The organism is Sulfurimonas sp. NW9 (genome assembly GCF_051132275.1).
Taxonomy (GTDB): Bacteria; Campylobacterota; Campylobacteria; order Campylobacterales; family Sulfurimonadaceae; genus Sulfurimonas; species Sulfurimonas hydrogeniphila.
In genome coordinates, this window is the sequence record NZ_CP093236.1 from 706,938 (window position 1) to 732,037 (window position 25,100).

Below are 25,100 nucleotides of genomic sequence, written 5' to 3' on the forward strand. Positions count from 1 at the left end.
GATATGTATGGCTGATGATGCTGAAAAAACAGAAGAACCCACCCCCAAGAAAATAGAAGATGCCCGAAAAGAGGGAAATGTTCCAAAGTCCCAGGACACTTCGGGAGTGATAACACTTTTTGTTGCCATACTTGGTATTTTAATGCTTTTTCCTTATATGGCAACACATATGATCCGTCTTTTTCAATACTATTTTTCCCTCATAGGCATGCCTGTAGACAAATTATTTGCAATAGATATTGCCATTGTTACTATAAGGGAGTTTTTGCTTATGGTCATTCCTCTGGCTGCTGCTGTGGCGATTGCCGGTGTAGTGGCTGCACTTGCGCAGTTTGGGTTTCTATTTACTACAAAGGCTATTATGCCGGATTTTAAAAAGATTGATCCCATCAAAGGAACAAAGAATCTTTTTTCTTTAAAAAAGCTTATTGAAGGTGTGAAAGTAACACTGAAATCTTTTACAACCCTGGGTGTCGGATTTCTGTTTTTCTTCTATTTTATTGAAGAGTTGCCCACAGTTGCACTCTTCGGACTGCATGATCAGCTTGTCTGGCTCAAAGATAAAATGATAATTATTGCTTTTGTGATGCTCTTTATTATCTTTATCTTTGCAATAATAGATATAATTATCGTAAGAAAACAGTATTTTGACGGGTTGAAAATGTCAAAACAGGAGATTAAGGATGAAATGAAAAATATGGAGGGTGATCCACTCATAAAATCAAAAATCCGACAGATTCAAATGGAAGCTTCTCGAAAAAGGATGATGGCAGAAGTTCCAAATGCCGATGTGGTGATAACGAATCCTACACATTACGCTGTTGCCATAAAATATGACGAGGCAAAGGCACGGGCTCCGATTGTCATTGCAAAAGGAATGGATCATATAGCACAGCAAATCAAAAAAATAGCCAGAGAGAATCATGTTCATATTGTACAAAACCCCTCTTTGGCCAGAAGTCTTTACAAAGAAGTTGATGTCGACAAGCCTATTCCCGAAGCATTGTTTCATGCTGTAGCCGAAGTTTTAGCCTATGTTTACAAGATGAATAAAAAATAGTATATAATTATATTTAAAAAAGTAGACATTTGAGAGCTTTTGATGATATAAAAAATGCAAAACATATAGTAATTCAAACAGACAACCTTTCATTTGCAAATGCAAATGCTCTGTATTCTTATGTATTGACTCTGCATAAAAAAGTCTCCCTGGTTGCTATCGAACAAATTGATGAGAAGTTTTCTTTTTTACCGTGGTTTACCCGCGTACGTGAAACTGTACCAAAGCAGGCAGACTGCATAATAGAAGCAAAACCTGATGCAACAGAACTCTATTTTGCATTAAAACAAGAAGGTGTTTCTATCAATCCAAAAATGGCAACAGCACTGTTTGGGGCTCTTTTGGAATTTACACAGGGATTTTCAAATGCAAAATGCACGGGTACAGCTTTTGCTGTGGCTGCTGAGCTTATAGAACTGAAAGCTGATCAGTTTACATGTAAAGAGTTTTTACAAAGAAGAGAACCCTTGTCATTGTTTCGTTTGAAATCTATACTGTATAAAAAGATGCTGCAGAGTGATAATGCGCAGGTTATGAATATGTATGTCTCAGATGAAGATTTAAAATCAAGCGGTGCAAGGTTGAAAGATGCAGAAGAAATAATGAAAGAAGTATTGAAAACAGTACATGTAAAAGAAGTCAGGCTTTATAAAAGTGACGACAATAACAAAATATTAAAATCAATTAAGGAAATATAATTTGAGAAACAAAAAAAACAGATCTTCGGTTGGCGGATTTTTTATAACGGCCCTTCTTATAGGCGCAGGAGCATATGTCTATTTTTCTGCAATGTTTGAAAGAAATGCCCCTGTAATTACACTGCAGACAAATGGTTACTGGAATCTCAAGAAGCCATTGCCGTTACAGATAGAAGATGAGAGCGGTATCAAATCATATAAAGTTATTTTACGAACCAAAAATGGTGAGAGTGAGTTGTTATACAATCAACTGCTGTATCCCGAAAAAGCAGTTAGTTTGAAATTGGAACCGCCAAGAGGTGCTTCAGCAATCAAAGACAAAAATATTGAAATTATTGTACAGGCACAGGATGCGAGTAAATGGAATTTTTTAAATGGCAATACGGCGGTAAAATCTTTTAAACTGAGAATTGACAAAAAAAGACCGCAGGTAAACATTGTGAACAATTCGTATAAAATATCCCGGGGAGGTGCGGCCCTTGTGATTTTTAAAGCGGAAGATGAAAACTTAAAAGAGTTGTACATAAAATCAAATCACAATAAACATTTTAAGGTAGAACCTTTTTATAAAGAGGGATATTATATAGCTTTGCTTGCCTGGCCTGTGCAGGATGAAGGTTTCAAAGCAACAGTTGTAGCAAAAGATTCTGCGGGAAATGTAAGAAAAACCTATGTTCCGCTTTATTTGAAAAACAAAACATACAGGCTTTCAAAAATTACAATTTCCGATAAGTTTTTAAACGGAAAAATTGCCGAACTGGCTGAAGAATTTGATGAGACTCAGGGAGTAGAGGATCCTCTGGAAAGATTTAAAATTATTAATGAAAATATACGAGAAAAAAATGAGGCGTTGATACATAAACTCACGTCAGATGTTCCACAGGAAATGATCAGTGATTTTAAAATTAAAAAAATGTATCCTTTGAAAAACGGAAAGGTTGTGGCATACTTTGGAGATCATAGAAAATACTACTATAAAGGTCGGTTTATCAGCGAAGCCTACCATTTGGGTTTGGATATGGCCAGTCATGCAATGGCTCCTGTACGTACTCAAAACGGCGGGAATGTAGTATTTGCAGATTATAACGGACTGTATGGGAATTCACCTGTTATTGCACACGGATTGGGGCTTTATACTCTCTACGGACACTGCTCAAGTCTGGAGGTCTCCGCGGGTGATGAGGTAGCACCAAACAGTGTTATTGCAAAAACAGGAAAAACCGGTTATGCGATGGGAGATCATTTACATTTTGGTGTATTGGTGCAAGGTATAGAAGTCCGTCCTCAAGAGTGGATGGACAAAAAGTGGATAAAACTTAATATTAATGATATTATTAAGAGTGCTAAAAAAATCATTGACGGCAAATAAAGGATAACAGATGTATCAAACAACAATCAAAAAAAGTGTGGAGCTTGTCGGGATAGGCTTGCATAAAGGTTCTCCTGTGCGCTTACGATTAGAACCTTTGGAGTCAAACAGCGGTATTGTGTTCTATAGAAGTGATGTGGATGTTTCTATTCCCTTGGTTCCTGCGAATGTTGTTGATACGAAAATGGCGACAGTTATAGGCAAAGATAATTATGTTATTTCTACAATAGAACATCTTTTGTCCGCGGTATATGCATATGGCATTGACAATCTTCGTGTTGTTGTTGATGCGGATGAAGTACCCGTGATGGACGGGAGCAGTGCAAGTTTTTGTATGCTTTTGGATGAAGCGGGCATACAGGAACTCGATATTCCAAAAAAAGTAATGATGATTAAAAAAGAAGTAGAGATAAAAGAAGGGGAAAAATATGTAAAACTTTCTCCTTCTCCTGATTTGAACTATGACTTTACCATTAAATTTCCTCATCCTGTTATTCAGACACAGGCATATGTATTGAAATTTACCAAAGAAAGCTATAAAAATGAGATTGCCCGTGCAAGAACATTCGGATTTTTACATGAAGTACAGTACTTGCGTTCAAAAGGACTTGCTTTGGGAGGCTCACTGGAAAATGCAGTGGTTTTGGATGATAAAAAGATACTTAACCCTGAAGGTTTACGATTCAGTGATGAGTTTGTACGGCATAAAATTTTAGATGCAATTGGAGATATGAGTCTGATTGGAATGAATTTCATAGGAAATTACGAAGCATTGGCAGGAAGTCATGATCTCAATCATAAATTGACACTGGCTCTGCTTAAAGATGCCGACAATTATGAAGTGGTAGAACTTGTCGGTGAAAAAACCAGAGAGTTAGAAAAAGCCTATGCCTAAGGTTGATATTTTATGTATAGCATTGGGTTCACCGATTCTTATTGGTATATATGCAGAGAATAGACTTATAGAAACGATACAGAGCCATGAAAAAAGTTCGGATGCCCTGCCTTTAATCTATAAAGAGATATTTGACAAATATAGTGTGAAAAAACTTTTGTATGCCAATGGACCGGGAAGTTTTATGTCCATCAAAGTAGCCTATATATTTCTAAAATCACTGAGTATATTAAAAAAAATACCGCTTTTTGCAACAGATGCTTTTTATTTTAATAAAAATCAGCCTATCAAAGCGATTGGAAAGCTATATTTTGTTAAAATTAACCAAGAGATAAAAACTCAAAAAATAGAAACAGCACCGCAGGCAGATTTTATATTGCCGGATGTGTTGGATTATAAAGAGTTTAGCACAAATACAGCGCCCCTTTATATGATAGGTGCAGTTGGATAGGATAATCAGTGACAATAAGTGTACCGGCAACATCTGCAAACCTCGGACCAGGTTTTGATACTCTGGGTTTGGCAGTAGATTTGAGAAACAGAGTTGAGTTTCATCCCTCGAAATTTTTCAGTGTGAGTATAAAAGGTGAGGGTGAAAACAACCCGAGACTCAAAGGAAACAATCTTTTTATCAGTATTTTTAATGATCATTATTCAAGATTGACAAAAAACAAACAAAATTTCAAATTTACATTTTACAATCAAATTCCAATGTCCCGTGGGCTTGGAAGCTCTTCTGCTGTCATAGTGTCAGCGATTGCTTCTGCGCATGAAGCGGCGGGTATAAGGGTTTCAAAACGCCGTATATTAAATCACGCACTTGTGTATGAGTCGCACCCTGACAATATAACACCTGCTGTGATGGGTGGATTTAATGTTGCAACAGTTGAAAAAAACAAAGTGTTTTCTCAAAAAAAACATCTGCCGGATTATCTCAAAGCTGTAGTTGTCATTCCGAACAAGCAGATGAATACCTCAAAATCAAGGACCGTGCTTCCTAAATCCTATTCGAAAGAGAATGCGGTTTACAACCTTTCTCATGCAGCCTTGACTGTAGCTGCATTTTTTAATGAAGACTGGGAAATGCTGAAACTTGCAGCACAGGACAGATTTCATCAAAAAGCAAGAATGAAAACACTGCCGGAACTTTTTTCTGTACAAAAGGTAGCCTATGAAAGCGGAGCATTGATGAGTACCCTTTCAGGGAGCGGTTCTACATTTTTTTCACTTGTTTATGATGAAGATTCTGCGATGATTGCCAACAGAATGAAGCAGAAATTTCCTGACTTTAATGTAAAAGTTTTGAATTTTGATAATGATGGGCTTATAATAGAGCGATAACTCTATTAAATAAAGTAAGATTTAGATATAATGGCAAAAAAATTTCATCAACCAACGAGAATGTGCGTTTCTTGCAGAATAAGAGAACCGCAATGTAATCTATTGAGACTGCAATGTTTTAATGGTGAATTGACAGCATTTGACGGGACGAAAAGAAGTTTTTATTTATGTCAAAGTTGTCTAAAAGAAGAGAAAAAACTTCTTCGAGCTTTAATGCGTCAATGCAAAAGCCCAGATAAAGATAAACTTATGAATAAATTAAAGGAGATCATCACTGATGATAGAAAAAGTTAGAGTACACGAAATTGCAAAAGAGCTGGGAATAGCTTCTAAAGATGTTTTAGAAAAAGCAAAAAAAATGGGTCTTGAAGTGAAATCTGCACAGAGTGTAGTAACAATGGAACAAGCAGAAAGTTTAGCAAATTACATAATGAATGGTGATGATACTGCTGAAGCGCAAAAACCAAAAGTTGTAAAAAAGACATCTAAAAAAGTTAATGATGATACTCCTGAAGAAACAAAAAAAGATGAGCAAGAGAGACCTGTAGCACAAGAAGAAGCTGCAACCGAACAACAAAGTACAGCCAAAACCCAGACCGAAGTCCAAAAAGAAGCTGAAGTTGAAAAAGAGACAAAAGCTGAAAGTGCAGAAGAAAAAGAGAAAAGTGTTGAAGAGAAAACACTCAAAAAAGAAGAAGCACCGAAAAAAGAGGTGAAAAAAACGACATTAAAGGTTGTGTCGCCATCACTCAGACCTGCTATTAAAAAATCAGGTTTAAAGATTGTTAAAAAGAAAAAACCGAAAGTTGAAGAAACATACAGTATGCCTCAAAAACAGGCATCAGTATCTTCTTATGGAAAAATGAGCGCAGAAGCACTTGAAGAACTGGCTCGTAAAAAGAAATCTACTACAAAACAGGCACCGACATCAAAAAAAGACCAAGGAAAAAAACTTGATATTTTTGGCGGTTCATTGGCTGAAGTATCCATGGATATGGATGATCAGGTAACATTGTTGGATTTAAATGCAACAGAACGCGCTCCAATAGCTCCGGAAGAACCTAGAAAACCAAGAGCGCCGAAACCGGCCGGTAGAAATGCAAACAAAAAACAGGCACCGCGTGGAAGAAAAGTTTCTCGTGACAAAAGAAAAAAATATGCAAAAGCATCTCATGAAGAGGAAATTGTCACACATGTGGAAATTCCTGAAGATATTCGCGTCTATGAGTTTGCCGAAAAACTAAAACGTCCGATGTCAGACATTATAAAAGTCCTTTTTGATCTGGGTATGATGATGACGAAAAACGACTTTTTGGGCGCAGATGAAATTGAAATACTTTCTGAAGAGTTTGGCGTTGAAGTGACTGTCATTGATCCTAAAGATGAATTTAATTATGTTCAGGAAAATGAAGAAGAGGATCCTAACGCTGTTGAAAGACCGCCTATTATAACAATTATGGGACATGTTGATCATGGTAAGACTTCATTGCTTGACTCTATACGAAAAGCAAAAGTAACGCAAGGTGAAGCCGGTGGAATTACACAGCATATAGGCGCCTATACGATTGAACAAAAAGGCAAAGCAATTACATTCATAGATACACCGGGACACGCTGCTTTTAGTTCTATGCGTCAACGCGGTACGGATATTACAGATATTGTTATTATTGTTGTTGCTGCTGATGACGGTGTGAAACCGCAAACACTTGAAGTCATAAAAATCGCCAAAGATTCAGGTGTACCGATTATTGTGGCTCTCAATAAAATGGATAAAGAGACGGCAAACCCTGATCTGGTAAAGGTCAAATGGCTGAACACGGAATTTCTCCTGTTGACTGGGGCGGGGACGTAGAATTTGTTCCTGTATCTGCAAAAACAGGTATGGGCATTGATGATTTACTTGAAAACATTCTTCTGACTGCAGAGGTCTTAGAACTCAAAGCCAACCCTGAAGCACCGGCAAAAGCAGCAGTTGTTGAATCATCTCTGGAAAAAGGACGAGGTCCTGTTGCAACTGTAATTGTGCAAAACGGAACTTTAAAAGTCGGTAACAATGTAGTCTGTGGCAGTTCGTACGGTCGTGTGAAAGCTCTTATCAATGAGAACGGCAAACAGATTAAAGAGGTCGGACCATCACATACAGCAGTCGTTGTGGGTCTGAATGAAGTTCCTGCAGCCGGTGAAATTATGATGGCAATGAACAGCGATAAAGAAGCCAAAGAGTATGCACAGAAACGTTATGAATATGAGAGAAACAAAGAGCTTTCGAAATCAACGAAATCTACATTGGAAGATATGACTTCTATGATTGCAGAAGGCAAACTCAAATCTCTTAAAGTAGTTCTTAAAACGGATGTTCACGGTTCACTTGAAGCGATTAGAAGTTCATTGACAGAACTCAGAAATGACGAAGTGAAAATTGATGTTATTTCAAGCGGTGTCGGCGGTATTACAGAGAGTGATGTCGAACTGGTAAGCAACTCTGAGAACTGTGTGTTGTTAGGTTTTAATGTCCGTCCGACAGGTTCGGTAAAAGCACTTGCAAAACAGAGAAATGTAGATATCAGAACATACTCTATTATTTATCAGCTTCTTGATGATATGACTGGAATGCTTACAGGTATGATGGCACCGAAATTTACAGAAGAAAATACAGGTCAGGCAGAAGTAAAAGATGTCTTTAAATCACCAAAAGGGATGGTTGCAGGATGTCTTGTAGTTGACGGCAAACTGATTCGCGGCGGACTTGTGCGTGTTATTCGTGAAGGTGTTGTTGCATACGAGGGTGAGCTTGTATCACTCAAACGCTTTAAAGATGATGTGGAAGAAATCGGAAACGGGTATGAATGTGGTGTGATTATCTCTAACTATGATGATGTAAAAGTCGGTGATGTGATTGAAACATTTAAGAAAGTCGAACAAAAAGTATCCCTGTAAAGAAGACAAATGAATGAAGCACAGATAAAGCTGAAAAGAACGGAAGCTCTTTTAGCCGAACTTATTCCCGAAGCACTCAGCCAGCTCAATGACAACCGTTTGCATGAACTCAGTGTCATTGAAGTGAAATGTTCCCGAGGAAGAAGCGACGCAAAAGTTTATATTGACCCGAGTAATTTCAGCGAAGAAGAAAAGAAAGCCTACCTGAAGCAGTTAAGAAAAGCCCGCCCTTTGGTAGAAGATTTTTGTTTGAAAGACCAGGGGTGGTACAGATGCCCAAAACTGGCATTTGAATTTGACGAACAGTTGAAAAAATCTCAAAATATTGAAGATTTGTTTAAAAAAATAGCCAAAGAGCATAAAGGAGAAGCATCATGAGTTTGCAAGGTGATATAGAATCCGTAGTCAAATCAGTAGATTTGGAACTTTATGACACGGTTGTTGTGAATGAAAATGATGAAACAATTTTCAGGGTAAGCGTCATTTCTTCCGAAATAGAAAACGGCAAACGCAAAGGGGTCAGTCTTGATGCCTGCGTAGAGTTAACACATTTAATTTCACCATTGCTTGATGTCACTCCTCCTGTTTCCGGTGAATACAGATTAGAAGTGGGCAGTCCGGGAATTGAGCGAAAACTGACGACGCTTGAGCATTTTAAAAAATCTCTTGGTGAAAATGTTTCATTACTTTTAGATGAAAAAGAAAAACTCAAAGGGAAACTTGTCAAGGTTGAGGGAAGTAAAATCTTTATTGAAAAAGATGGAGAAATGCACGAAGTTGATTTTAATGCCATAAAAAAAGCAAAAACTTATTTTGAATGGAAATAGATCATAATTTTTATATGAGCCTCGCAATAAACGAGGCTTGGAAATACCAAGGATTAACCTATCCCAACCCTGCAGTCGGTTGCACTGTAAGAGGCGAACACGGTGAAATTTTAGCGGTTGAATCACATCATAAAGCGGGTGAGCCTCATGCTGAAGTAAACGCTCTTAAATCTGCATATTATAAACTTACTCAAAACAAAGCAATACTCAAACTTCACGACTCTGAAAAAATTCATAGCTTTTTACTCAAAAACCATAAAAATATTTTTAAAAACTGCTCTCTTTACTCTACCTTAGAGCCTTGTTCTCATGTAGGAAAAACACCCTCATGTGCAAATTTAATAGCACAGCTCGGTATCCAAAATATTTATATCGGGACAGAAGACATAAATGCCGTTGCAGCCAAAGGCAATGAAATCTTAGCAAAGAGCGGGTTACATGTAACCATACATGTAGAAGCACAAAGATGTAAAGATTTGCTTTTGCCCTTTTTGAAATTTATGAAAAATAATTTTGTTTTTTTCAAGTGGGCACAAAGGCTTAACGGCACAACAGATGGGGGAATTGTAAGTTCTGAGGCATCAAGAAAAAATGTCCATGCTATGCGTAATGTATGTGATCTGCTCGTCATCGGCGGCAATACGGTCCGCAGTGACAGACCGACACTTGATGCGAGACTTGTGAATGGAAAAGCACCTGATATTTTAATCCTTTCACGTGAAAAAGATTTTGACAGAACCATTCCTCTTTTTAGTGTGCCAAATCGAAAAGTAACTATAGCAAGTGATTTTTCAGTGCTCAAAAACTATAAAAATATTATGATAGAGGGAAGTGAAAAAATGTACGAACTCAGCCGTGATATTGTTGATTATTATTTATGCTATCTTGCTCCTAATTTTGGCGGAAAAGAAGGTTTTAAAATATTGAAGATAAATTTGATATTTTAAATGCAAGCAAAGAAGCAGAAGATATAATATTGTGGATGAAAAGAAGGATATGAATTTATGAGCATTTTAGACCAAAAAGGTGATGTGAAACAAGAAAAAATCGTCTCTATGTTTGATGACATCGCAGCAACGTATGATACGGCAAACCGTGTGATGAGCATGGGTGTGGATATTTCATGGCGCAAAAAAGCCTGTGATCTGGCTTTTGAGTATTACGGCAAAAAAAGTATTGATAAAATTGTAGATGTTGCCTGCGGTACCGGAGATATGATGGGTTACTGGAAGAAACAGTCGCAAAAATCCGGTGTCAATATCAGTGAATTTGTAGGTGTTGATCCATCCAACGGTATGGTCGATGTTGCCCGTAAAAAATTTCCAGATTTTTCGTATCACATTGCAAAAGCAACCCAAATTCCTCTTGAAGATGCAAGTACAGATTTTTTAAGTATCACCTACGGCATTCGCAATGTTGTTGAGCGTCAAGAAGCATTTGATGAATTTAATCGTGTCCTTAAAAAAGAGGGACTTGTTGTCATATTAGAATTTATGAAAGATGAGAACAAAAACATTCTTAAAAAAATCCGCGATATTTACATGCACAAAATTCTTCCCTATGTGGGCGGTGCAATTTCCAAAAATTTGGAAGCTTACACCTACTTACCGGACTCTATTGAGAACTTTGTAACCATACAGGGCATGCAAAAAGAACTGGAGAATGCAGGCTTTGAAATGCTCCACACCCAAAGTTTTTCCATGGATATCTCAACACTGCTCATTGCTCGTAAAAAGTAGTTACTATTAAAATCTAAACTTTTGTTTTAATGCCCTGAAGTTATGCAAATTTTTTGGAACCCGTACTTCAGTGCGGGCTTTGTATTTCTAAGTTACACTTTAGCGTTTAAAACCTAATTCCAAGGAAATATTAAGTTTTTTTCTTAATTAATGGTAGTGAAACTTTTGTCTGGATTGTATATACAGTCATTTTATAGAGTTGTAAAATATAACAAAATATTGTACAATTTTATAAAGGATTGATTATGCAAGCTGTAAATTACTCTTATGCAAGGAATAATTTAAAATCTATTATTTCTGAGATATGCCAAAAAGATGAAGAATGTCTCATCACAAGTAAAAATAATCAAAATGTGGTATTGATACCTCTTAATCATTATAATCAAATAAAAGAAGAGATTAAAAAATCACTTCAAAATATAAAAGATGGTGATTTATTTAGTGTAGATGAGGCATTTGAAAAAGTTTTTGTAAAATATGAAGATTAAAGTTTTATTTACTTCAAATGCAGTACATAAGCTTGATAAGATTGCAGATTATATTTATGAAAAAACCCAATCAAAGAAATTAACACGGAATTATTTAAAAAAATTACGTGAATTTCTTGCTTCTACATTACAAAATTTTCCAAAAGCAGGACGCCCTGCTGATGAAATCTATAAAAATACGAGAAAATTAGTTTATCAAAGTTATTCAATCATATATAGTTATGATGAAGAAAATCATATTGTTTATATATTGACACTTTACAGAGAAAACTTACCTTGAAAATGGAATATAATATGCATACACTCAGCGTTTCATCACTCAACGAACAGATAAAAACTGTTCTTGAAAGCACCTTTGAACGTGTTTTTGTCGAGGGTGAACTCTCTCGCATTACTTTTCACAACTCAGGACATATCTATTTTACACTCAAAGACAAAGACTCGGCTGTAAGCTGTGTGATGTTTCGGGGAAATGCTTCAAAGCTGAGATTTCGTCTTGAAGAGGGGATGAAGGTTATCATAGATGGAGCTGTGACACTCTATAAACCGCGCGGAAGTTATCAAATTAACTGTTTTTCCATTGAACCTGCCGGACAAGGGGCTTTGGCATTGGCATATGAACAGCTCAAACAAAAGCTCTCTGCACAAGGCTATTTCGCTCCAGAGAGAAAAAAAGAACTTCCGAAATTTCCATCTCGCATTGCTCTGATTACTTCAGGGACCGGTGCAGCACTGCAAGATATGCTGCGCGTAGCAAATTCACGATACAGACTTTTGAAATTGATGTCTATGATGTGCTTGTTCAAGGCGAAGGTGCTGCATTTTCTATAGTAAATGCTCTCAAAATCGCCGATACAAAAGGGTATGATATTATAGTCATAGGTCGCGGCGGCGGAAGTATTGAAGATTTGTGGGCATTTAATGAAGAGAGTGTTGCTGATGCTCTTTTTCATGCAAAAACACCGGTAGTCTCGGCTGTCGGGCATGAAATTGACTGGGTAATCAGTGATTTTGTAGCAGACCTGCGTGCCCCGACACCCAGTGCTGCTATGGAGATGATACTGCCTGACACCAATGAACTCTATCAGTATTTAGACTCTTTATCAACACAGTTAACCCAAAAAATAACCCATAAAGTATATAATCTACAGCAAGAACTGTTACATGTAAAGAACTCTTATCTCCAACATTCAGTGGAAAAAAAATTACAATATCGCGTTGATGAGATTAAAAAACTGCAAAAAGATTTTGCGCAGGCAATTACCTTTCGTCTGCAAAATTATAAAAAAGAAGTGGATTCATTACAGCAACGATTTCCGCAAACAATTCAGAGCGTGTTAAATATTGCGCAAAATCAACTTTTAAACCTGCAAAAAATGCTAGAATCCAATAATCCAAAATACAAAAATAAAAAAGGCTTTGCACAGATTGTAAAGGATTCACAGGTAGTGGATTTGTCTTCACTCAATGTAGATGATGTATTTGAAGCTCAGAGTGATACATACATAGTCAGTGCAAAAGTCTTAAAAAAGGAAAAAATCAGATGAATTATCCACAATTTTTTGATACCGTACAAAGTATACCACTCAAAGACCCTTTGGCGCAGGTTTTAGGCGCTTTTGAAAACGGAGAATATGAAATAACATACTTAGAAGTTGTCAAAGCAGCAGGACACTCCTGTCCGACAGTGCCGGTGCTTACATTATGGCAAGCGAGGCTTTAAAAGCTTTATATCCAAATCAGCGAGCCGTGCGCGGTACTATAAAAGTAGAGTTTAAAGAGTCTATAGAAGAGGGCGTTGCCGGAGTGATAGGCAATGTTATTTCACATATTACAGGTGCAACGGAAAAAAGCGGATTTAAAGGATTAAACGGACAGTTTGCCCGCCATTCTTTGATGTTTTTCAATGCAAATATAGACGCATCTGCAAGATTTACAAGAGCAGATACGGGAAAAAGTGTAGATGTAAATTATAATCCTTCGACGGTACCGGCTTCACCGGATATGATGCCGTTAATGCAAAAATTGACAAGCGGAGCAGCCAGTCCTGAAGAAATCAAACATTTTGGTGAATTATGGCAAGAGAGAGTAAAAAGAATTTTTGAAAACTTAGAAGAAGTCGTCGAAGTTACGGAGTTGTAAACTCTGTAACTTATTTTAAAATCAGATCAGGGAAGTAGGTATTTAATATTACAGCCGTTGAGGCGGAGAGTTTTTTGAGCAGTTTGTCAAACTTGTCTTCTTTGTTCCATACAGGATGCAAAACACCGCTTAGCTTTGCCAAGGCGTTTTTTGCATCATATTCAACCCCGATATTGTCAATGAGACCGACTTTTTTTGCCTGTACTGCCGTAAATATATGGGCATTTGCATAGGTGTCTCTTTTGTTAAAATCCAAATGTCTTGCATCGGCAACATCTTTCGTAAACATATCATATGTTCCTTGAATGACCTTGTTTAACTCAGCGACTTCATACTTTTTCCATGGCCGGTCAGGTGTGCCTATCTGTTTGTAGCGTCCGGCTTTTACTACCTGTGTTTTGATACCGAGTTTTTGCATGATGCCGCTTAAATCGGCACCCTGCATAATCACACCGATGCTGCCTATCATACTGCCTGGGTTTGCTATGATTTTATCAGCCCATATACTTGCATAATAGCTTCCGCTTGCCATGGTGCCTTTGGCATAGGCTATGACAGGCTTTTGCTCTTTTAGTCTTTTGATGGCATACGCGATTTCGACAGAAGGTGAAACGGCACCACCGGGAGAATCGACAATGAACAAGACACCTTTTACAGCACTGTTGTTTGCGGCTTTATTTATTTTTTGTACAACTTCTCCGGCATCCATAATCGGACCGCTGAGATTGATTTTTTCCAAATTATAGCTTGTGAACTCTTTTTCACTTGCCGGAGCAAAAGTAAAATCAAAATCAGCACAAAGAGCATGGCTTTGAAATGATTTTGGATATAGTTCATAATTGCTGCGATGGGAGAAAATATCTTTTTCAGTAATTCCATTTATTCATTTCCTTTTGCAAGTTTTCCGTTAATGAAAACTTTTGAGATATTATAGCGATGCAGTATTAAATGAATGGCTAACTCTTCATTTGGTTCGGCATCCAGGTCAAGAACAAGCATATCTGCATTTTTGCCTTCTAAAATTTCTCCCGTATTGAGTCCCAGTGCCTGAGCGGCATGGACGGTGACTCCTTTTATAAGTTGTTTTGCGAATTCCAAGAGAGGCGCATTACTGTGCATAAAAAGAGAAATTTTCATCTCTTCAAACAGATCAAGCTGATAGTTTGAGCTTAAACCGTCAGTCGCAACAATCCAGCGAATCTTTTTTTCATCTAGTTTTTTGATATTGAGTGTAGGATTGCCAAGGAGTCTGTTGGATATAGGACAGTGAATGATGGTGTGATTCTGCTCGGCAATCTTTTCTAACTCTTCTTCATTTGTTTTGACCGCATGTGTGAGCAGTGCTTCAAAACCGTCAAAATAGTTCAAAAACTCTTTGGCATCACTGATGCTTCTGTCCTGTTTGAGCAGTGTTTTAAAAAATTCCTTAAAATCACCGCTGCTTGAATCAAGCCAGTTGCGTTCGGCTTCACTTTCCATAAAATGTGCCGTAAGTTTTAGATTTTCATTTTTAACAATCTCGAGAGCTTTTTGTATAAGAATCGGGTGAACAGAGTAGGGGGAATGAATGGCAACTGCAGGATAAAATCCTTCCCTTTGAACAGCTTTTGAGGCATCTAGCCGCGCAAGAAAATCACTAAAAAGAGCATCCGCCATCCCTGCCTGTGAACCGATAAGTTCATTGAAAAATACAACATTCTGTTGAGCGTTTATACATGCTTCAAGATCCATGGCATGAGAACTTATGGCACCAAAGGTTGTGATACCGCTTGTAAGCATGGCATCTATTGCTTTGTCCATACATGTAAGGTCACAGCCTGCGATAAGGTCTTCACGATTTTCTATAACACTGTAGAGCCAGTTTAAGAAATCACCGTAACTGAGCTGGTTTTTATTGGCAGAGAACTCTACATGTACATGAGCATTGATAAGGCCGGGCATAAGCAGAGAATTTTTTTGCAACTGTATGATTTTTGCTTCTGGAAATTTCTGCTCCAGTTCTTCTAAAACACCTATGCAGCGGATAGTTTTGTCAAATGCAATTGCCTTGTCTGTAAGGAGTATATCCGGTGTTAAAATATAATTGGGAACGAGTATTGTCATCTTTTTTTCTTTTTTTCAAATTATACACTTTTTTTAATATTAGTTTGGATAAAATAGTCCTTCAGAAGATAAATCATCATAATAAGGGTAAAAATGAAAATAGTAGTTATTCAAGGTCCAAATTTAAACATGCTCGGAATCCGTGAACAAAATATTTACGGTCCGATGAAGTTAGAGCAGATTCATGCACAGATGAAAGATGTAGCAACCCAAAACGGTGTGGAAATAGAATTTTTTCAAAGCAACCTCGAAGGTGAAATTGTAGATAAAATTCAGGAGTGCTACGGTGAAGCACAGGGATTGATTATCAATGCTGCTGCCTATACGCATACTTCTATTGCAATTCGTGATGCGATTTCTGCCGTAAGCCTGCCTACCATAGAAGTACATATCAGCAATATTCACCGACGTGAAGAATTTAGACAAAAAAATATGATTGCACCTGTCTGCACATCATCTGTTGTCGGTTTCGGACCTTTTGGCTACCATTTGGCTATGATGGGTATGCTTCAGATTATGAACGAAATCAAAGCGGCCCAAGAAGCGCAGGCGCAAGCACAGAAACAGGCCTAAGTCTTTACATGTACAGAAAATGCAAGATAAACAAAAGATTGACCTCTTTTTACAACTTGCATTTCCCTTATACTGCCCGTGGCAAAAGTCGGCATAGATATGAAACTGTTGTAGGTATTGGTGGAAATGTCGGAGATGTACGTCGAAGATTTGAACATCTTCTTGTGGTGTTGCAAAAAGACAAAAGAGTATCAGTAGTAAAAACATCATTGATTTTAAAAAATCCTCCTTTTGGCTATACAGACCAGGATGATTTTTTCAACTCAATACTTGTTTTAAAAACTTCAATGCAGCCAAGAGTTTTTTTACGCTATTTACTGGATTGGAAAAAAAATTTGGCAGAAAAAGAACTTTTGAAAATGCACCAAGGACGCTAGATTTGGATATTATATTTTTTGATAACCGTACAATACATACACAAGATTTAATTGTGCCACATCCTTTTTATACGCAAAGAGAAAGTGTAATGATACCTTTGTCAGGTGTTGGTAGATGAAAATATTGACATTTACCGGGCGCAGTCCGTCAGAGGCACTCAAAAAAGCAAAAATGGAAATTGGGGATGAGGGGATGCTCATTGAAACCAAAGAGATTCAAAAAAAAGCTTTAGGCAGAGAAGCCCTCTATGAGATAGTAATCGGTATAGATGAAGAAATGATTCCGGCTACTTATAAAAAAACAAAAAAACCGCTTTCCAAACAGCAACCGCTCAAAGAAGAGAGTCGGGAAATACTTTTTGATATTTCCAATGCGGCACAACAAATTTCTAAAATTTCAAATGTGACCGATCCTTTGGAGAACCTATATCAGCCTTCACCGTTACAACAAACAGCTGCTTCTGTTGAACCCAAAGAGCTAAAAGAGATAAAATCTGAAATCAATAAACTGACAGATAAGGTAAAAATTATTCAAAATATGTTTTGGGATGAAAAGTCACCAAATCTTTCAAGTCAAATTCCGTCGGAATTTTCTGAAATTTATCGTCTTGCCTCACAAAGCGGAATGAACAGGGAACATCTGGATACTCTTATGCAGGTTACTTTGGAACATATGCCGTTGAAAATGCGAGAAAACTCTTCCACCGTAAAAAGGTATTTTCAAACAATACTTCGAAAAATGGTTCCTATCCGAAGAGAAACACTGCCTAATATAGGTGCGAAAAAAGTTATTATGCTTGTCGGACCAACAGGTGTGGGAAAGACAACTTCTATTGCCAAACTTGCTGCCAGATACTCTTTTTTAATGGAAAAAAAGTACAAAGTCGGACTGGTTGTGCTTGACACCTATCGTATAGGGGCAGTCGAGCAGTTGATGCAGTATGCACGAATGATGAAACTTGGAATTGAAACAGTTGTTGATCCTCCGGAGTTCTCAAGCGCTCTGGAATCTCTCAAATATTGTGATTATATATTGATTGATACAATGGGATCGAGTCCTTATGACAGAGTGAAAATTGAAAAAATATATGAGTGTCTGAATGCAAACAACACGCAATACAATGTGGATGTAGTGCTGGTAATGCCAAGTTCAATTAAATATGAAGACTTAAAAGTGACCTATGACAGCTTTTCAACACTGGGTGTAGATACACTGATGTTTACAAAGCTGGATGAGACAATGGGTTTTGGAAATATTTTTTCGCTGGCTTATGAAACAAAAAAACCGATAAGTTATTTTTCTGTAGGTCAGGAAGTACCGGAAGATTTAGTATGTGCGAGCAGTGATTTTTTAATTGAGTGTCTTCTGAACGGATTTAACAGGAGTAAGGTATGATTGGGAATCAGGCGCAAAAGCTTGAAGAACTAGTTGCTTCAAATTCCCAAAAGAAAAAATCAAAAAAAACACGTTTTATCGCAATTACAAGCGGTAAAGGCGGGGTAGGCAAAAGTACTATAAGTTCAAACCTTGCCTATGCGTTGTCTCAGCAGGGTTTGAATGTGGGAATATTTGATGCAGATATAGGACTGGCCAATCTGGATGTTATGTTTAATGTAAAAATCAAAAAAAACATTTTACATGTACTCAAAGGTGAAGCGACGGTTAGCGATATTTTAATTCCTATTACCCGTAATCTTATTCTGATTCCTGGTGAGAGTGGTGATGAAATATTAAAATATTCCGATATGGCACTGTTTGACAGATTTATGCAAGAAGCACAGGTTTGAACAAACTTGATGTAATGATTATAGATACGGGAGCCGGGATTGGAGAGCATATTCAAATGTTTTTAAATGCGGCAGATGATGTAATTGTTGTAACCGTTCCCGATCCTGCAGCAATTACCGATGCATATGCAACGATTAAAACAATTGCGACACTCAGAAATGATGTATTTATGATAATGAATCAGGTGAAAAATGAAAAAGAGGCTTTTGGTGTTTTTGAAAAAATTAAAAAAGTTGCCAAGGCAAATATAGGTGAAAAACTGGATTTGCAGTTGATTGGGAAAATGAATGCTGATGCAAAAGTTTCAACATCGTAAAGCAGCGTGCACTTTTTAGAATGCTTTATCCTGCATCACAGCCGAGCAAAGACATAGATGCAATTGTGCGTAAAATTACACAAAAGCTGGAACGAAATGTGCTGGTTACATCCAATGAAAGTGGATTGTCAGGTCTGTTTAAAAGATTAATGGATCATTTTTAAGTCTTATTTGGGGTAGTTATGTTTGGTGAAAACTTTGTTTATTTTTTTACTGTTCAAGGGTTTTTTGTAGGAATAATCTTTGGGTTGTTAAAATCTTTTGATGCTGAAGGGTTATTACTTTATACATTTTTTATTACCATCTTTTTTTATCTTTTTTCACATGTAATTGTTGCACTTTATTACAGAACGATAACGGTTAAAGCCTATAATTTTCCAAAAGAAACCCATGAAACAGAACTAGATGTTTTTGTAAAAGAGATAAACAAAAGAGAAAAACTGATAGACTCAGCGTGTAAAATTACAGATATTGCTGTCAAAATGAATTCTGAAGATGTAGCCGGACAAAAATTATGACAAAAAATGCCTACCTTCAAGATCTCAAACACAAAGAAGATGAACTGGCACTGCAATATCTTCCTGCCGTAAAAGCAATGGCTTTTCGGCTCAAAGAGCGGCTTCCAAGTTCGGTGGATTTTAGTGATCTTTCAGCAATCGGGACAGAAGAACTTATAAAACTGGCAAGGCGATATGATGAAAAGCTCAATGACTCTTTTTGGGGCTATGCAAAAAAAAGAGTTTATGGTGCAATGCTTGACTATTTGAGAAGTCTGGATATTTTAAGCCGTGCCAGCCGTAAACTTGTAAAAGCTATAGATTATGCAGTTCAGGAATATATGCTGACACATGACGAAGAACCGAGTGATGAAGAACTGGCAGATATACTGGGCGAAAGTATTGAAAAAGTTCATGAAGCACGCATCGCTTCAAATATTTATACAGTCATGCCTCTGCATGATCAGTTGCAAATTGGTGATGAGGGTGCAGCGCTTGTTCAAATTGAAAAAGAAGAGTTGATTGGCGTAATAAAAAAAGTTCTTTCCTCTTATAAAGAGAGAGAACAGATGATAATTCAGCTATACTACTTTGAAGAGTTGACTTTAAAAGAAATTAGTGATATTTTAGATATAACTGAGTCCCGTATCTCACAAATTCACAAGTCTGTAATCCAAAAAATTAAAGAGAGTATAGGAGCATAACATGGCAGATATACTATCACAGGAAGAAATCGATGCGCTTTTGGATGTTGTTGAAGATGAAGGTGAAAATGTCTTAGAGAGTGATGAAGATGCTCTTTTGCCTCAACGGCAGGTAACTCTCTATGATTTTAAACGTCCAAACAGGGTTTCAAAAGAGCAGCTTCGTGCATTTCGCGGTGTTCATGACAAAATGGCCAGAAGTCTGGCTTCTCAGATATCTTCAATTATGCGTTCTATTGTTGAAATACAGCTTCACTCTGTTGATCAGATGACCTATGGTGAATTTTTGATGAGTTTGCCAAACCCTACAAGTTTTAATGTATTTTCGGTGAAGCCTCTTGAGGGAAGCGGCATTATAGAAATCAATCCTTCCATTGCTTTTCCTATGCTTGACAGATTGCTTGGAGGAAAAGGAGAACCTTTCGATGCAAGTCGGGAATTTTCAGATATAGAACTCAGCCTGTTTGAAACAATACTTCGTGTTATGATGAGCACGCTAAAGAGGCATGGGCTCCTGTTATGGAAATTTATCCGGCAATAGAATCCAAAGAATCTTCTCCGAATGTCGTTCAAATTGTTGCACAAAACGAAATTGTTGTTATGGTGGTAATGGAAATCATCATAGGGCACAGTTCCGGTATGATGAATATATGCTATCCTGTTATCTCATTGGAACCTGTTTTGCCAAAACTTGCAAGCCGTGATTTAATGTTAAACGAAACAAGTTCTAAAAAAAGCAGAAATATGGAGCTGAAGGTTCTTCTCGGTGGGGCAAAAGTAAATGTAGAAGCAAATTTGGGTGATGCAGATTTAACTATGCATGATATACTTGAATTGAAAATCGGTGATGTAATCAGGCTCTCAAGTGCTGCAGATGACATTGTGACTGTTGCAGTAGATGGAAAAGAGAGATTTCGTGGTGAAATAGGACTGCGGAGGTTCAGAAAATCAATTAGTATTACAGAAATTATTGAAACAGAAAAAGATACCGTCAAGCGTGCACTTGAGAATTTAGAAAAACAAAGACACGAAAAAATTTCCGGGGTTAAAGATATAATTCATGAAGGTGAAACGGAATTTGAAAACAAATATGAGGAGTAAAAAATGAGTGACTTTATAAAACTATTTGAAGATGAAACAGTTGGTACTATTGAAGCACTTATTGGAACTGCTCCAACTTTAGAGTTAAAAGAAGAACAGGAATTAAGCATCATTTCAAACATTGTTCCGCCTATTGTTTTGGTGAAAATCAAGGTAAGCGGAGATGTGGATGCAGAGGCAATGGTAGCGTTACCACCAAATCTGGCAGCATCACTTTCAGATATGATGATGGGTGAAGAAGCCAGTGAGAGAGAAGATGTAAGCGAAGACGATATGGATGCTACAAAAGAGATAGTATCAAATATTTTTGGTGCTATTGCAAATACGCTTTCTGCTCAAAAAGAGTTGCCTGTTTTGTCTTTCAGTATTGAAAATATAGAATTGGTCGGCGATAATGATGAAGTAAGTCTCGAAGCTTTCAGCAGAATGTATGTATATAAGTTTAACCTGGAATCCGTGCATTCATTACTGATGTTTATTATAGATGAAAAATTAAAAAATGTCCTGTTTCCAGCAGAATCTTCAGAAGAAACAGTAAATGCACATGACCATGCGAGCAGTGCCGATACTTCGGAACATGTAATATCAAATTGTGAAGAAGATATTACCTTGAGCAGTGAAGAGATGAAAAACATTGCTCTTATTATGGATGTAAAACTTCCTGTAAAGGTAAGAATCGGGAAAAAAAGAATGTTGCTAAAAGATGTACTGAATATGGATATCGGCTCGGTTATTGAATTAAACCAATTGGCAAATGATCCGTTGGATATTTTGGTAGATAATCATGTGATAGCACAGGGTGAAGTAGTTATTGTAGATGGCAACTTTGGAATACAAGTAACAACGATAGGCACGAAAAAAGAAAGATTAACACAGCTTAAAGGTTAATAAGAAAGTTTGAGGACATAATGAAAGAAAAAGTTTTAGTAGGAATGAGTGGAGGGGTTGATTCAACAATTACTTCTTTATTGTTAAAAGAGCAAGGGTATGAAGTTGAAGGATTATATATGAAACTTCATTCAAAACCCGGATATCATGAAATTCACCAGGCACGTGCACAAAAAGCTGCTGACTTTGTCGGTATTAAATTGCATGTACTGGATTTACAAAAAACATTTAATGAAAAAGTATTTCAACCGTTTATTGATACATACGCTGAAGGAAAAACTCCAAATCCGTGTGCCCTGTGCAACAGAAATCTTAAGTTTGGTGAAATGATAAAATTCGCTGATGAAATCGGTGCAGAGTATTTGGCAACCGGACATTACATTAAAACAGATGGAAAGTATCTTTACTCTGCAGATGATGATACAAAAGATCAAAGTTATTTTCTTTTTTATATTAACAGAGAAATTCTACCAAGATTAAAATTTCCATTAGGTGAAAGACATAAAAAAATATAAAAGCGTTGGCTGCATCCATAAAAGGATTGGAATCATTTTCATCTCAGGCAGAATCAAGTGAAATCTGTTTTGTGGAAACAACATATACGGACCTTTTAAAAGACTATGTTCAGGTTGATCAGCCGGGAGAAGTTCTTGATCAAAATGGCAATGTTATAGGTGAACATAAGGGATATATGCACTATACGATTGGAAAGCGTAAAGGCTTTACAGTACATGGTGCCCATGATCCTCATTTTGTACTGAGTATTAATCCGAAAAAAAATCAAATAGTTGTCGGGAAAAAAGAAGATCTGGCATGTTATGATGTAAAACTCAATAATCTCAATATGTTTGATGACAGAAAAGAGTTTGACACAACAGTGAAACTGCGTTACAGAACTAAAGCAGTCAAGTGCCATGTAAAAATAGAAGCAGATGTAGCCTATCTGAAACTCGAAGAGAGTGTATTCGGTGTTGCAGTCGGACAGGCCGCGGTATTTTATGATGATGATAAACTTATAGGCGGCGGCTGGATTATAGAGTCTTAGCTGCCAACAAACTTCTATAAAAAGTAACAAATAAAAAACTTCAAAAACTTTTTAAAAAACCCACCAAACATTAAGCAGTCTCTAAGCAATACTCCCCTATAATTCCCATCCACAAACAGAGAGACCTTGTTTAAAAGGCCTGAAGAGACTTCAAGTAGAAGCTTTTAAAAATGTTTGAGATCATTGAAAACTAAGCAAGTAAGAGACTTTTTAACTTTAGAGTTAAAGAGATAAATTACTTAGAAATAACTAATAAACAACAACCGTCTATTCTATTTTGAAATCCATACAGGCTTGCCTGTATGGTTCCCTTAATAGTAATAGATAACTATACAGTCTAGTAATAGAACCTTAAGCAGTTTTATTAAGACTTAAAATAACAAAGCCAATGATTTAATAATCTTGGGCAAAAGATCAGTAATAAGTTTACTTATCTTTTCATAATAGTTAATTGCAGAGTTTCAATCAGTAAGAGAGAAGATGCACTAGTGCATCGAGCCTCACGCTGAGTGAAACCCAGTGTTAACGCAGAGAAGGGACTTTATTTCTTCTCGTTTCAATTATGGAGAGTTTGATCCTGGCTCAGAATGAACGCTGGCGGCGTGCTTAACACATGCAAGTCGAACGGTAACAGATGGTAGCTTGCTACTATGCTGACGAGTGGCGCACGGGTGAGTAATATATAGATAATGTGCCCCTTGGACCGGGATAGCCATTGGAAACGATGATTAATACCGGATACTCCTTCTTATCACAAGATAAGTCGGGAAATGGATTCCGCCAAGGGATCGGTCTATATCCCATCAGCTAGTTGGTAGTGTAAGAGACTACCAAGGCTATGACGGGTAGCGGGTTTGAGAGGATGATCCGCCACACTGGTACTGAGACACGGACCAGACTCCTACGGGAGGCAGCAGTGAGGAATATTGCACAATGGGGGAAACCCTGATGCAGCAACGCCGCGTGGAGGATGACGCATTTCGGTGTGTAAACTCCTTTTATATGTCAAGAAAATGACGGTAGCATATGAATAAGCACCGGCTAACTCCGTGCCAGCAGCCGCGGTAATACGGAGGGTGCAAGCGTTATTCGGAATCACTGGGCGTAAAGGACGCGTAGGCGGGTTGGCAAGTCAGATGTGAAATCCTACAGCTTAACTGTAGAACTGCATTTGAAACTGCCGACCTAGAGTATGGGAGGGGGAGATGGAATTAGTGGTGTAGGGGTAAAATCCGTAGATATCACTAGGAATACCGAAAGCGAAGGCGATCTCCTGGAACATAACTGACGCTAAGGCGTGAAAGCGTGGGGAGCAAACAGGATTAGATACCCTGGTAGTCCACGCCCTAAACGATGTTCACTAGTCGTCGCTCTGCTAGTCAGGGCGGTGATGCACTTAACAGATTAAGTGAACCGCCTGGGGAGTACGGTCGCAAGATTAAAACTCAAAGGAATAGACGGGGACCCGCACAAGTGGTGGAGCATGTGGTTTAATTCGAAGATACGCGAAGAACCTTACCTAGCCTTGACATTGAGAGAACCTGCCAGAGATGGCGGGGTGCCCTTCGGGAGCTCGAAAACAGGTGCTGCACGGCTGTCGTCAGCTCGTGTCGTGAGATGTTGGGTTAAGTCCCGCAACGAGCGCAACCCTCGTCCTTAGTTGCTAGCAGGTTAAGCTGAGCACTCTAAGGAGACTGCCTTCGTAAGGAGGAGGAAGGTGAGGACGACGTCAAGTCATCATGGCCCTTATGGCTAGGGCTACACACGTGCTACAATGGGGCGTACAGAGTGTTGCGATACCGCGAGGTGGAGCTAATCACTTAAAGCGTCTCTCAGTTCGGATTGGAGTCTGCAACTCGACTCCATGAAGCTGGAATCACTAGTAATCGTAGATCAGCAATGCTACGGTGAATACGTTCCCGGGTCTTGTACTCACCGCCCGTCACACCATGGGAGTTGATTTCACCCGAAATCGGGAAGCCAACCTTCGGGGGGCTACCGCTTACGGTGGAATTAGCGACTGGGGTGAAGTCGTAACAAGGTAACCGTAGGAGAACCTGCGGTTGGATCACCTCCTTTCTAGAGTAAAGAGCACTCATTCGATTGAGTGGCTCAACACAAGAAAATCTCACACGAGAAATAGTTTATTAGTTGTTTCAAAAGTTACTTACTTGCTTAGTTTTCAGTGATCTGTGTTCATTTGAATTACGA

21 protein-coding genes, 1 rRNA gene and 7 pseudogenes are annotated in these 25,100 nt (G+C 37.8%); 27 read left to right on the forward strand and 2 right to left on the reverse strand.

Features of this window, described 5'->3' with window-relative positions:
* Nucleotides 1–7: 7 nt before the first annotated feature.
* From flhB to MLC44_RS04290, 17 genes and pseudogenes are all read left to right on the forward strand, one after another.
* A complete protein-coding gene (gene flhB / locus MLC44_RS04210; protein WP_346389548.1) occupies nucleotides 8–1,060 on the forward strand; it encodes a flagellar biosynthesis protein FlhB in 1,053 nt (350 codons plus the stop codon).
* A 29-nt stretch (nucleotides 1,061–1,089) separates the two neighbouring features.
* Nucleotides 1,090–1,758 carry a DHH family phosphoesterase gene (locus MLC44_RS04215; RefSeq protein WP_434658591.1) on the forward strand — a complete coding sequence of 223 codons (669 nt, stop codon included), beginning with the start codon at nucleotides 1,090–1,092 and terminating at the stop codon, nucleotides 1,756–1,758.
* Nucleotide 1,759: 1 nt separating this feature from the next.
* Entirely contained in the window at nucleotides 1,760–3,127 is a 1,368-nt protein-coding gene (locus MLC44_RS04220) for a M23 family metallopeptidase (protein ID WP_151900796.1), read from the forward strand.
* 10 nt (nucleotides 3,128–3,137) lie between these two features.
* Entirely contained in the window at nucleotides 3,138–4,022 is an 885-nt protein-coding gene (gene lpxC, locus MLC44_RS04225; protein WP_151900795.1) for a UDP-3-O-acyl-N-acetylglucosamine deacetylase, read from the forward strand.
* Nucleotides 4,015–4,473, forward strand: coding sequence for a hypothetical protein (locus tag MLC44_RS04230; protein ID WP_151900794.1), 459 nt, complete (start codon nucleotides 4,015–4,017; stop codon nucleotides 4,471–4,473). The genes lpxC and MLC44_RS04230 overlap by 8 nt, the downstream gene beginning before the upstream one ends.
* Nucleotides 4,474–4,481: 8 nt before the next feature.
* Nucleotides 4,482–5,363 (forward strand): homoserine kinase, encoded by an 882-nt coding sequence (gene thrB, locus MLC44_RS04235; RefSeq protein WP_226068627.1) that lies wholly within the window; start codon nucleotides 4,482–4,484, stop codon nucleotides 5,361–5,363.
* Nucleotides 5,364–5,393: 30 nt separating this feature from the next.
* On the forward strand, nucleotides 5,394–5,657 hold the full coding sequence (locus tag MLC44_RS04240; RefSeq protein ID WP_151900792.1) for a DUF448 domain-containing protein: 264 nt from the start codon (nucleotides 5,394–5,396) through the stop codon (nucleotides 5,655–5,657).
* A pseudogene (infB, locus tag MLC44_RS04245) lies at nucleotides 5,641–8,300 on the forward strand (translation initiation factor IF-2). The gene MLC44_RS04240 and the pseudogene infB overlap by 17 nt, the downstream one beginning before the upstream one ends.
* A 9-nt stretch (nucleotides 8,301–8,309) precedes the next feature.
* A complete protein-coding gene (gene rbfA, locus MLC44_RS04250) occupies nucleotides 8,310–8,678 on the forward strand; it encodes a 30S ribosome-binding factor RbfA (RefSeq protein WP_151900790.1) in 369 nt (122 codons plus the stop codon).
* Nucleotides 8,675–9,127 carry a ribosome maturation factor gene (locus MLC44_RS04255; protein ID WP_434658592.1) on the forward strand — a complete coding sequence of 151 codons (453 nt, stop codon included), beginning with the start codon at nucleotides 8,675–8,677 and terminating at the stop codon, nucleotides 9,125–9,127. The genes rbfA and MLC44_RS04255 overlap by 4 nt, the downstream gene beginning before the upstream one ends.
* Complete coding sequence (gene ribD, locus MLC44_RS04260) at nucleotides 9,118–10,074, forward strand: bifunctional diaminohydroxyphosphoribosylaminopyrimidine deaminase/5-amino-6-(5-phosphoribosylamino)uracil reductase RibD (protein ID WP_434658593.1); 957 nt, start codon at nucleotides 9,118–9,120, stop codon at nucleotides 10,072–10,074. The genes MLC44_RS04255 and ribD overlap by 10 nt, the downstream gene beginning before the upstream one ends.
* A gap of 57 nt (nucleotides 10,075–10,131) precedes the next feature.
* Nucleotides 10,132–10,866: a bifunctional demethylmenaquinone methyltransferase/2-methoxy-6-polyprenyl-1,4-benzoquinol methylase UbiE gene (ubiE, locus tag MLC44_RS04265; RefSeq protein ID WP_418641168.1), complete on the forward strand. Its 735-nt coding sequence runs from the start codon at nucleotides 10,132–10,134 to the stop codon at nucleotides 10,864–10,866.
* A gap of 245 nt (nucleotides 10,867–11,111) precedes the next feature.
* Complete coding sequence (locus tag MLC44_RS04270) at nucleotides 11,112–11,354, forward strand: type II toxin-antitoxin system Phd/YefM family antitoxin (RefSeq protein ID WP_434658594.1); 243 nt, start codon at nucleotides 11,112–11,114, stop codon at nucleotides 11,352–11,354.
* On the forward strand, nucleotides 11,344–11,634 hold the full coding sequence (locus tag MLC44_RS04275; protein ID WP_434658595.1) for a type II toxin-antitoxin system RelE/ParE family toxin: 291 nt from the start codon (nucleotides 11,344–11,346) through the stop codon (nucleotides 11,632–11,634). Before MLC44_RS04270 ends, MLC44_RS04275 begins: the two co-directional genes overlap by 11 nt.
* 14 nt (nucleotides 11,635–11,648) lie before the next feature.
* Nucleotides 11,649–12,901: pseudogene (gene xseA / locus MLC44_RS04280) on the forward strand (exodeoxyribonuclease VII large subunit).
* Nucleotides 12,898–13,077 carry a hypothetical protein gene (locus MLC44_RS04285; protein ID WP_434658597.1) on the forward strand — a complete coding sequence of 60 codons (180 nt, stop codon included), beginning with the start codon at nucleotides 12,898–12,900 and terminating at the stop codon, nucleotides 13,075–13,077. The pseudogene xseA and the gene MLC44_RS04285 overlap by 4 nt, the downstream one beginning before the upstream one ends.
* Nucleotides 13,059–13,496 carry a hypothetical protein gene (locus tag MLC44_RS04290; protein WP_434658599.1) on the forward strand — a complete coding sequence of 146 codons (438 nt, stop codon included), beginning with the start codon at nucleotides 13,059–13,061 and terminating at the stop codon, nucleotides 13,494–13,496. The genes MLC44_RS04285 and MLC44_RS04290 overlap by 19 nt, the downstream gene beginning before the upstream one ends.
* 10 nt (nucleotides 13,497–13,506) lie before the next feature.
* On the opposite strand, the pseudogene sppA reads toward MLC44_RS04290, so the two are convergent.
* Both sppA and mqnF read right to left on the reverse strand, forming a co-directional pair.
* Nucleotides 13,507–14,375: pseudogene (gene sppA, locus MLC44_RS04295) on the reverse strand (signal peptide peptidase SppA).
* A complete protein-coding gene (mqnF, locus tag MLC44_RS04300) occupies nucleotides 14,376–15,599 on the reverse strand; it encodes an aminofutalosine deaminase family hydrolase (RefSeq protein WP_434658600.1) in 1,224 nt (407 codons plus the stop codon).
* Nucleotides 15,600–15,692: 93 nt separating this feature from the next.
* On the opposite strand from mqnF, the gene aroQ reads away from it, so the two are divergent.
* The 10 genes and pseudogenes from aroQ to MLC44_RS04350 all read left to right on the forward strand — a co-directional run bounded on the left by aroQ (nucleotide 15,693) and on the right by MLC44_RS04350 (nucleotide 24,968).
* The gene (gene aroQ, locus MLC44_RS04305) at nucleotides 15,693–16,172 is read left to right on the forward strand and encodes a type II 3-dehydroquinate dehydratase (RefSeq protein ID WP_151900781.1); all 480 of its coding nucleotides are present in this window, start codon (nucleotides 15,693–15,695) and stop codon (nucleotides 16,170–16,172) included.
* Nucleotides 16,173–16,180: 8 nt separating this feature from the next.
* Nucleotides 16,181–16,668: pseudogene (gene folK, locus MLC44_RS04310) on the forward strand (2-amino-4-hydroxy-6-hydroxymethyldihydropteridine diphosphokinase).
* Nucleotides 16,665–17,945 carry a flagellar biosynthesis protein FlhF gene (gene flhF / locus MLC44_RS04315; protein ID WP_151900779.1) on the forward strand — a complete coding sequence of 427 codons (1,281 nt, stop codon included), beginning with the start codon at nucleotides 16,665–16,667 and terminating at the stop codon, nucleotides 17,943–17,945. The pseudogene folK and the gene flhF overlap by 4 nt, the downstream one beginning before the upstream one ends.
* Nucleotides 17,942–18,818, forward strand: a pseudogene (locus MLC44_RS04320) (P-loop NTPase). The gene flhF and the pseudogene MLC44_RS04320 overlap by 4 nt, the downstream one beginning before the upstream one ends.
* A gap of 84 nt (nucleotides 18,819–18,902) precedes the next feature.
* Nucleotides 18,903–19,172 carry a hypothetical protein gene (locus MLC44_RS04325; protein ID WP_434658602.1) on the forward strand — a complete coding sequence of 90 codons (270 nt, stop codon included), beginning with the start codon at nucleotides 18,903–18,905 and terminating at the stop codon, nucleotides 19,170–19,172.
* Nucleotides 19,169–19,855, forward strand: coding sequence for an RNA polymerase sigma factor FliA (locus MLC44_RS04330; protein ID WP_151900776.1), 687 nt, complete (start codon nucleotides 19,169–19,171; stop codon nucleotides 19,853–19,855). The genes MLC44_RS04325 and MLC44_RS04330 overlap by 4 nt, the downstream gene beginning before the upstream one ends.
* A gap of 1 nt (nucleotide 19,856) precedes the next feature.
* Nucleotides 19,857–20,956, forward strand: a pseudogene (gene fliM, locus MLC44_RS04335) (flagellar motor switch protein FliM).
* Nucleotides 20,957–20,959: 3 nt separating this feature from the next.
* Nucleotides 20,960–21,844, forward strand: a complete 885-nt coding sequence (gene fliY, locus MLC44_RS04340; protein WP_418641174.1) for a flagellar motor switch protein FliY — start codon at nucleotides 20,960–20,962, stop codon at nucleotides 21,842–21,844.
* A gap of 20 nt (nucleotides 21,845–21,864) precedes the next feature.
* Nucleotides 21,865–22,889: pseudogene (gene mnmA / locus MLC44_RS04345) on the forward strand (tRNA 2-thiouridine(34) synthase MnmA).
* A gap of 559 nt (nucleotides 22,890–23,448) precedes the next feature.
* Nucleotides 23,449–24,968: ribosomal RNA gene (locus tag MLC44_RS04350) — 16S ribosomal RNA — on the forward strand.
* Nucleotides 24,969–25,100 lie beyond the last annotated feature (132 nt).

Bases quoted from the DNA above. Each gene is read 5' to 3' on its own strand.
- ribD (WP_434658593.1), top strand. From the start codon at position 9,118: ATGGAAATAGATCATAATTTTTATATGAGCCTCGCAATAAACGAGGCT.
- aroQ (WP_151900781.1), top strand. From the start codon at position 15,693: ATGAAAATAGTAGTTATTCAAGGTCCAAATTTAAACATGCTCGGAATC.
- MLC44_RS04230 (WP_151900794.1), top strand. From the start codon at position 4,015: ATGCCTAAGGTTGATATTTTATGTATAGCATTGGGTTCACCGATTCTT.
- MLC44_RS04290 (WP_434658599.1), top strand. From the start codon at position 13,059: ATGGCAAGCGAGGCTTTAAAAGCTTTATATCCAAATCAGCGAGCCGTG.
- MLC44_RS04240 (WP_151900792.1), top strand. From the start codon at position 5,394: ATGGCAAAAAAATTTCATCAACCAACGAGAATGTGCGTTTCTTGCAGA.
- flhB (WP_346389548.1), top strand. From the start codon at position 8: ATGGCTGATGATGCTGAAAAAACAGAAGAACCCACCCCCAAGAAAATA.
- MLC44_RS04285 (WP_434658597.1), top strand. From the start codon at position 12,898: ATGAATTATCCACAATTTTTTGATACCGTACAAAGTATACCACTCAAA.
- mqnF (WP_434658600.1), bottom strand. From the start codon at position 15,599: ATGACAATACTCGTTCCCAATTATATTTTAACACCGGATATACTCCTT.
- MLC44_RS04275 (WP_434658595.1), top strand. From the start codon at position 11,344: ATGAAGATTAAAGTTTTATTTACTTCAAATGCAGTACATAAGCTTGAT.
- lpxC (WP_151900795.1), top strand. From the start codon at position 3,138: ATGTATCAAACAACAATCAAAAAAAGTGTGGAGCTTGTCGGGATAGGC.
- fliY (WP_418641174.1), top strand. From the start codon at position 20,960: ATGAGTGACTTTATAAAACTATTTGAAGATGAAACAGTTGGTACTATT.
- flhF (WP_151900779.1), top strand. From the start codon at position 16,665: ATGAAAATATTGACATTTACCGGGCGCAGTCCGTCAGAGGCACTCAAA.
- MLC44_RS04255 (WP_434658592.1), top strand. From the start codon at position 8,675: ATGAGTTTGCAAGGTGATATAGAATCCGTAGTCAAATCAGTAGATTTG.
- MLC44_RS04330 (WP_151900776.1), top strand. From the start codon at position 19,169: ATGACAAAAAATGCCTACCTTCAAGATCTCAAACACAAAGAAGATGAA.
- MLC44_RS04270 (WP_434658594.1), top strand. From the start codon at position 11,112: ATGCAAGCTGTAAATTACTCTTATGCAAGGAATAATTTAAAATCTATT.
- rbfA (WP_151900790.1), top strand. From the start codon at position 8,310: ATGAATGAAGCACAGATAAAGCTGAAAAGAACGGAAGCTCTTTTAGCC.
- ubiE (WP_418641168.1), top strand. From the start codon at position 10,132: ATGAGCATTTTAGACCAAAAAGGTGATGTGAAACAAGAAAAAATCGTC.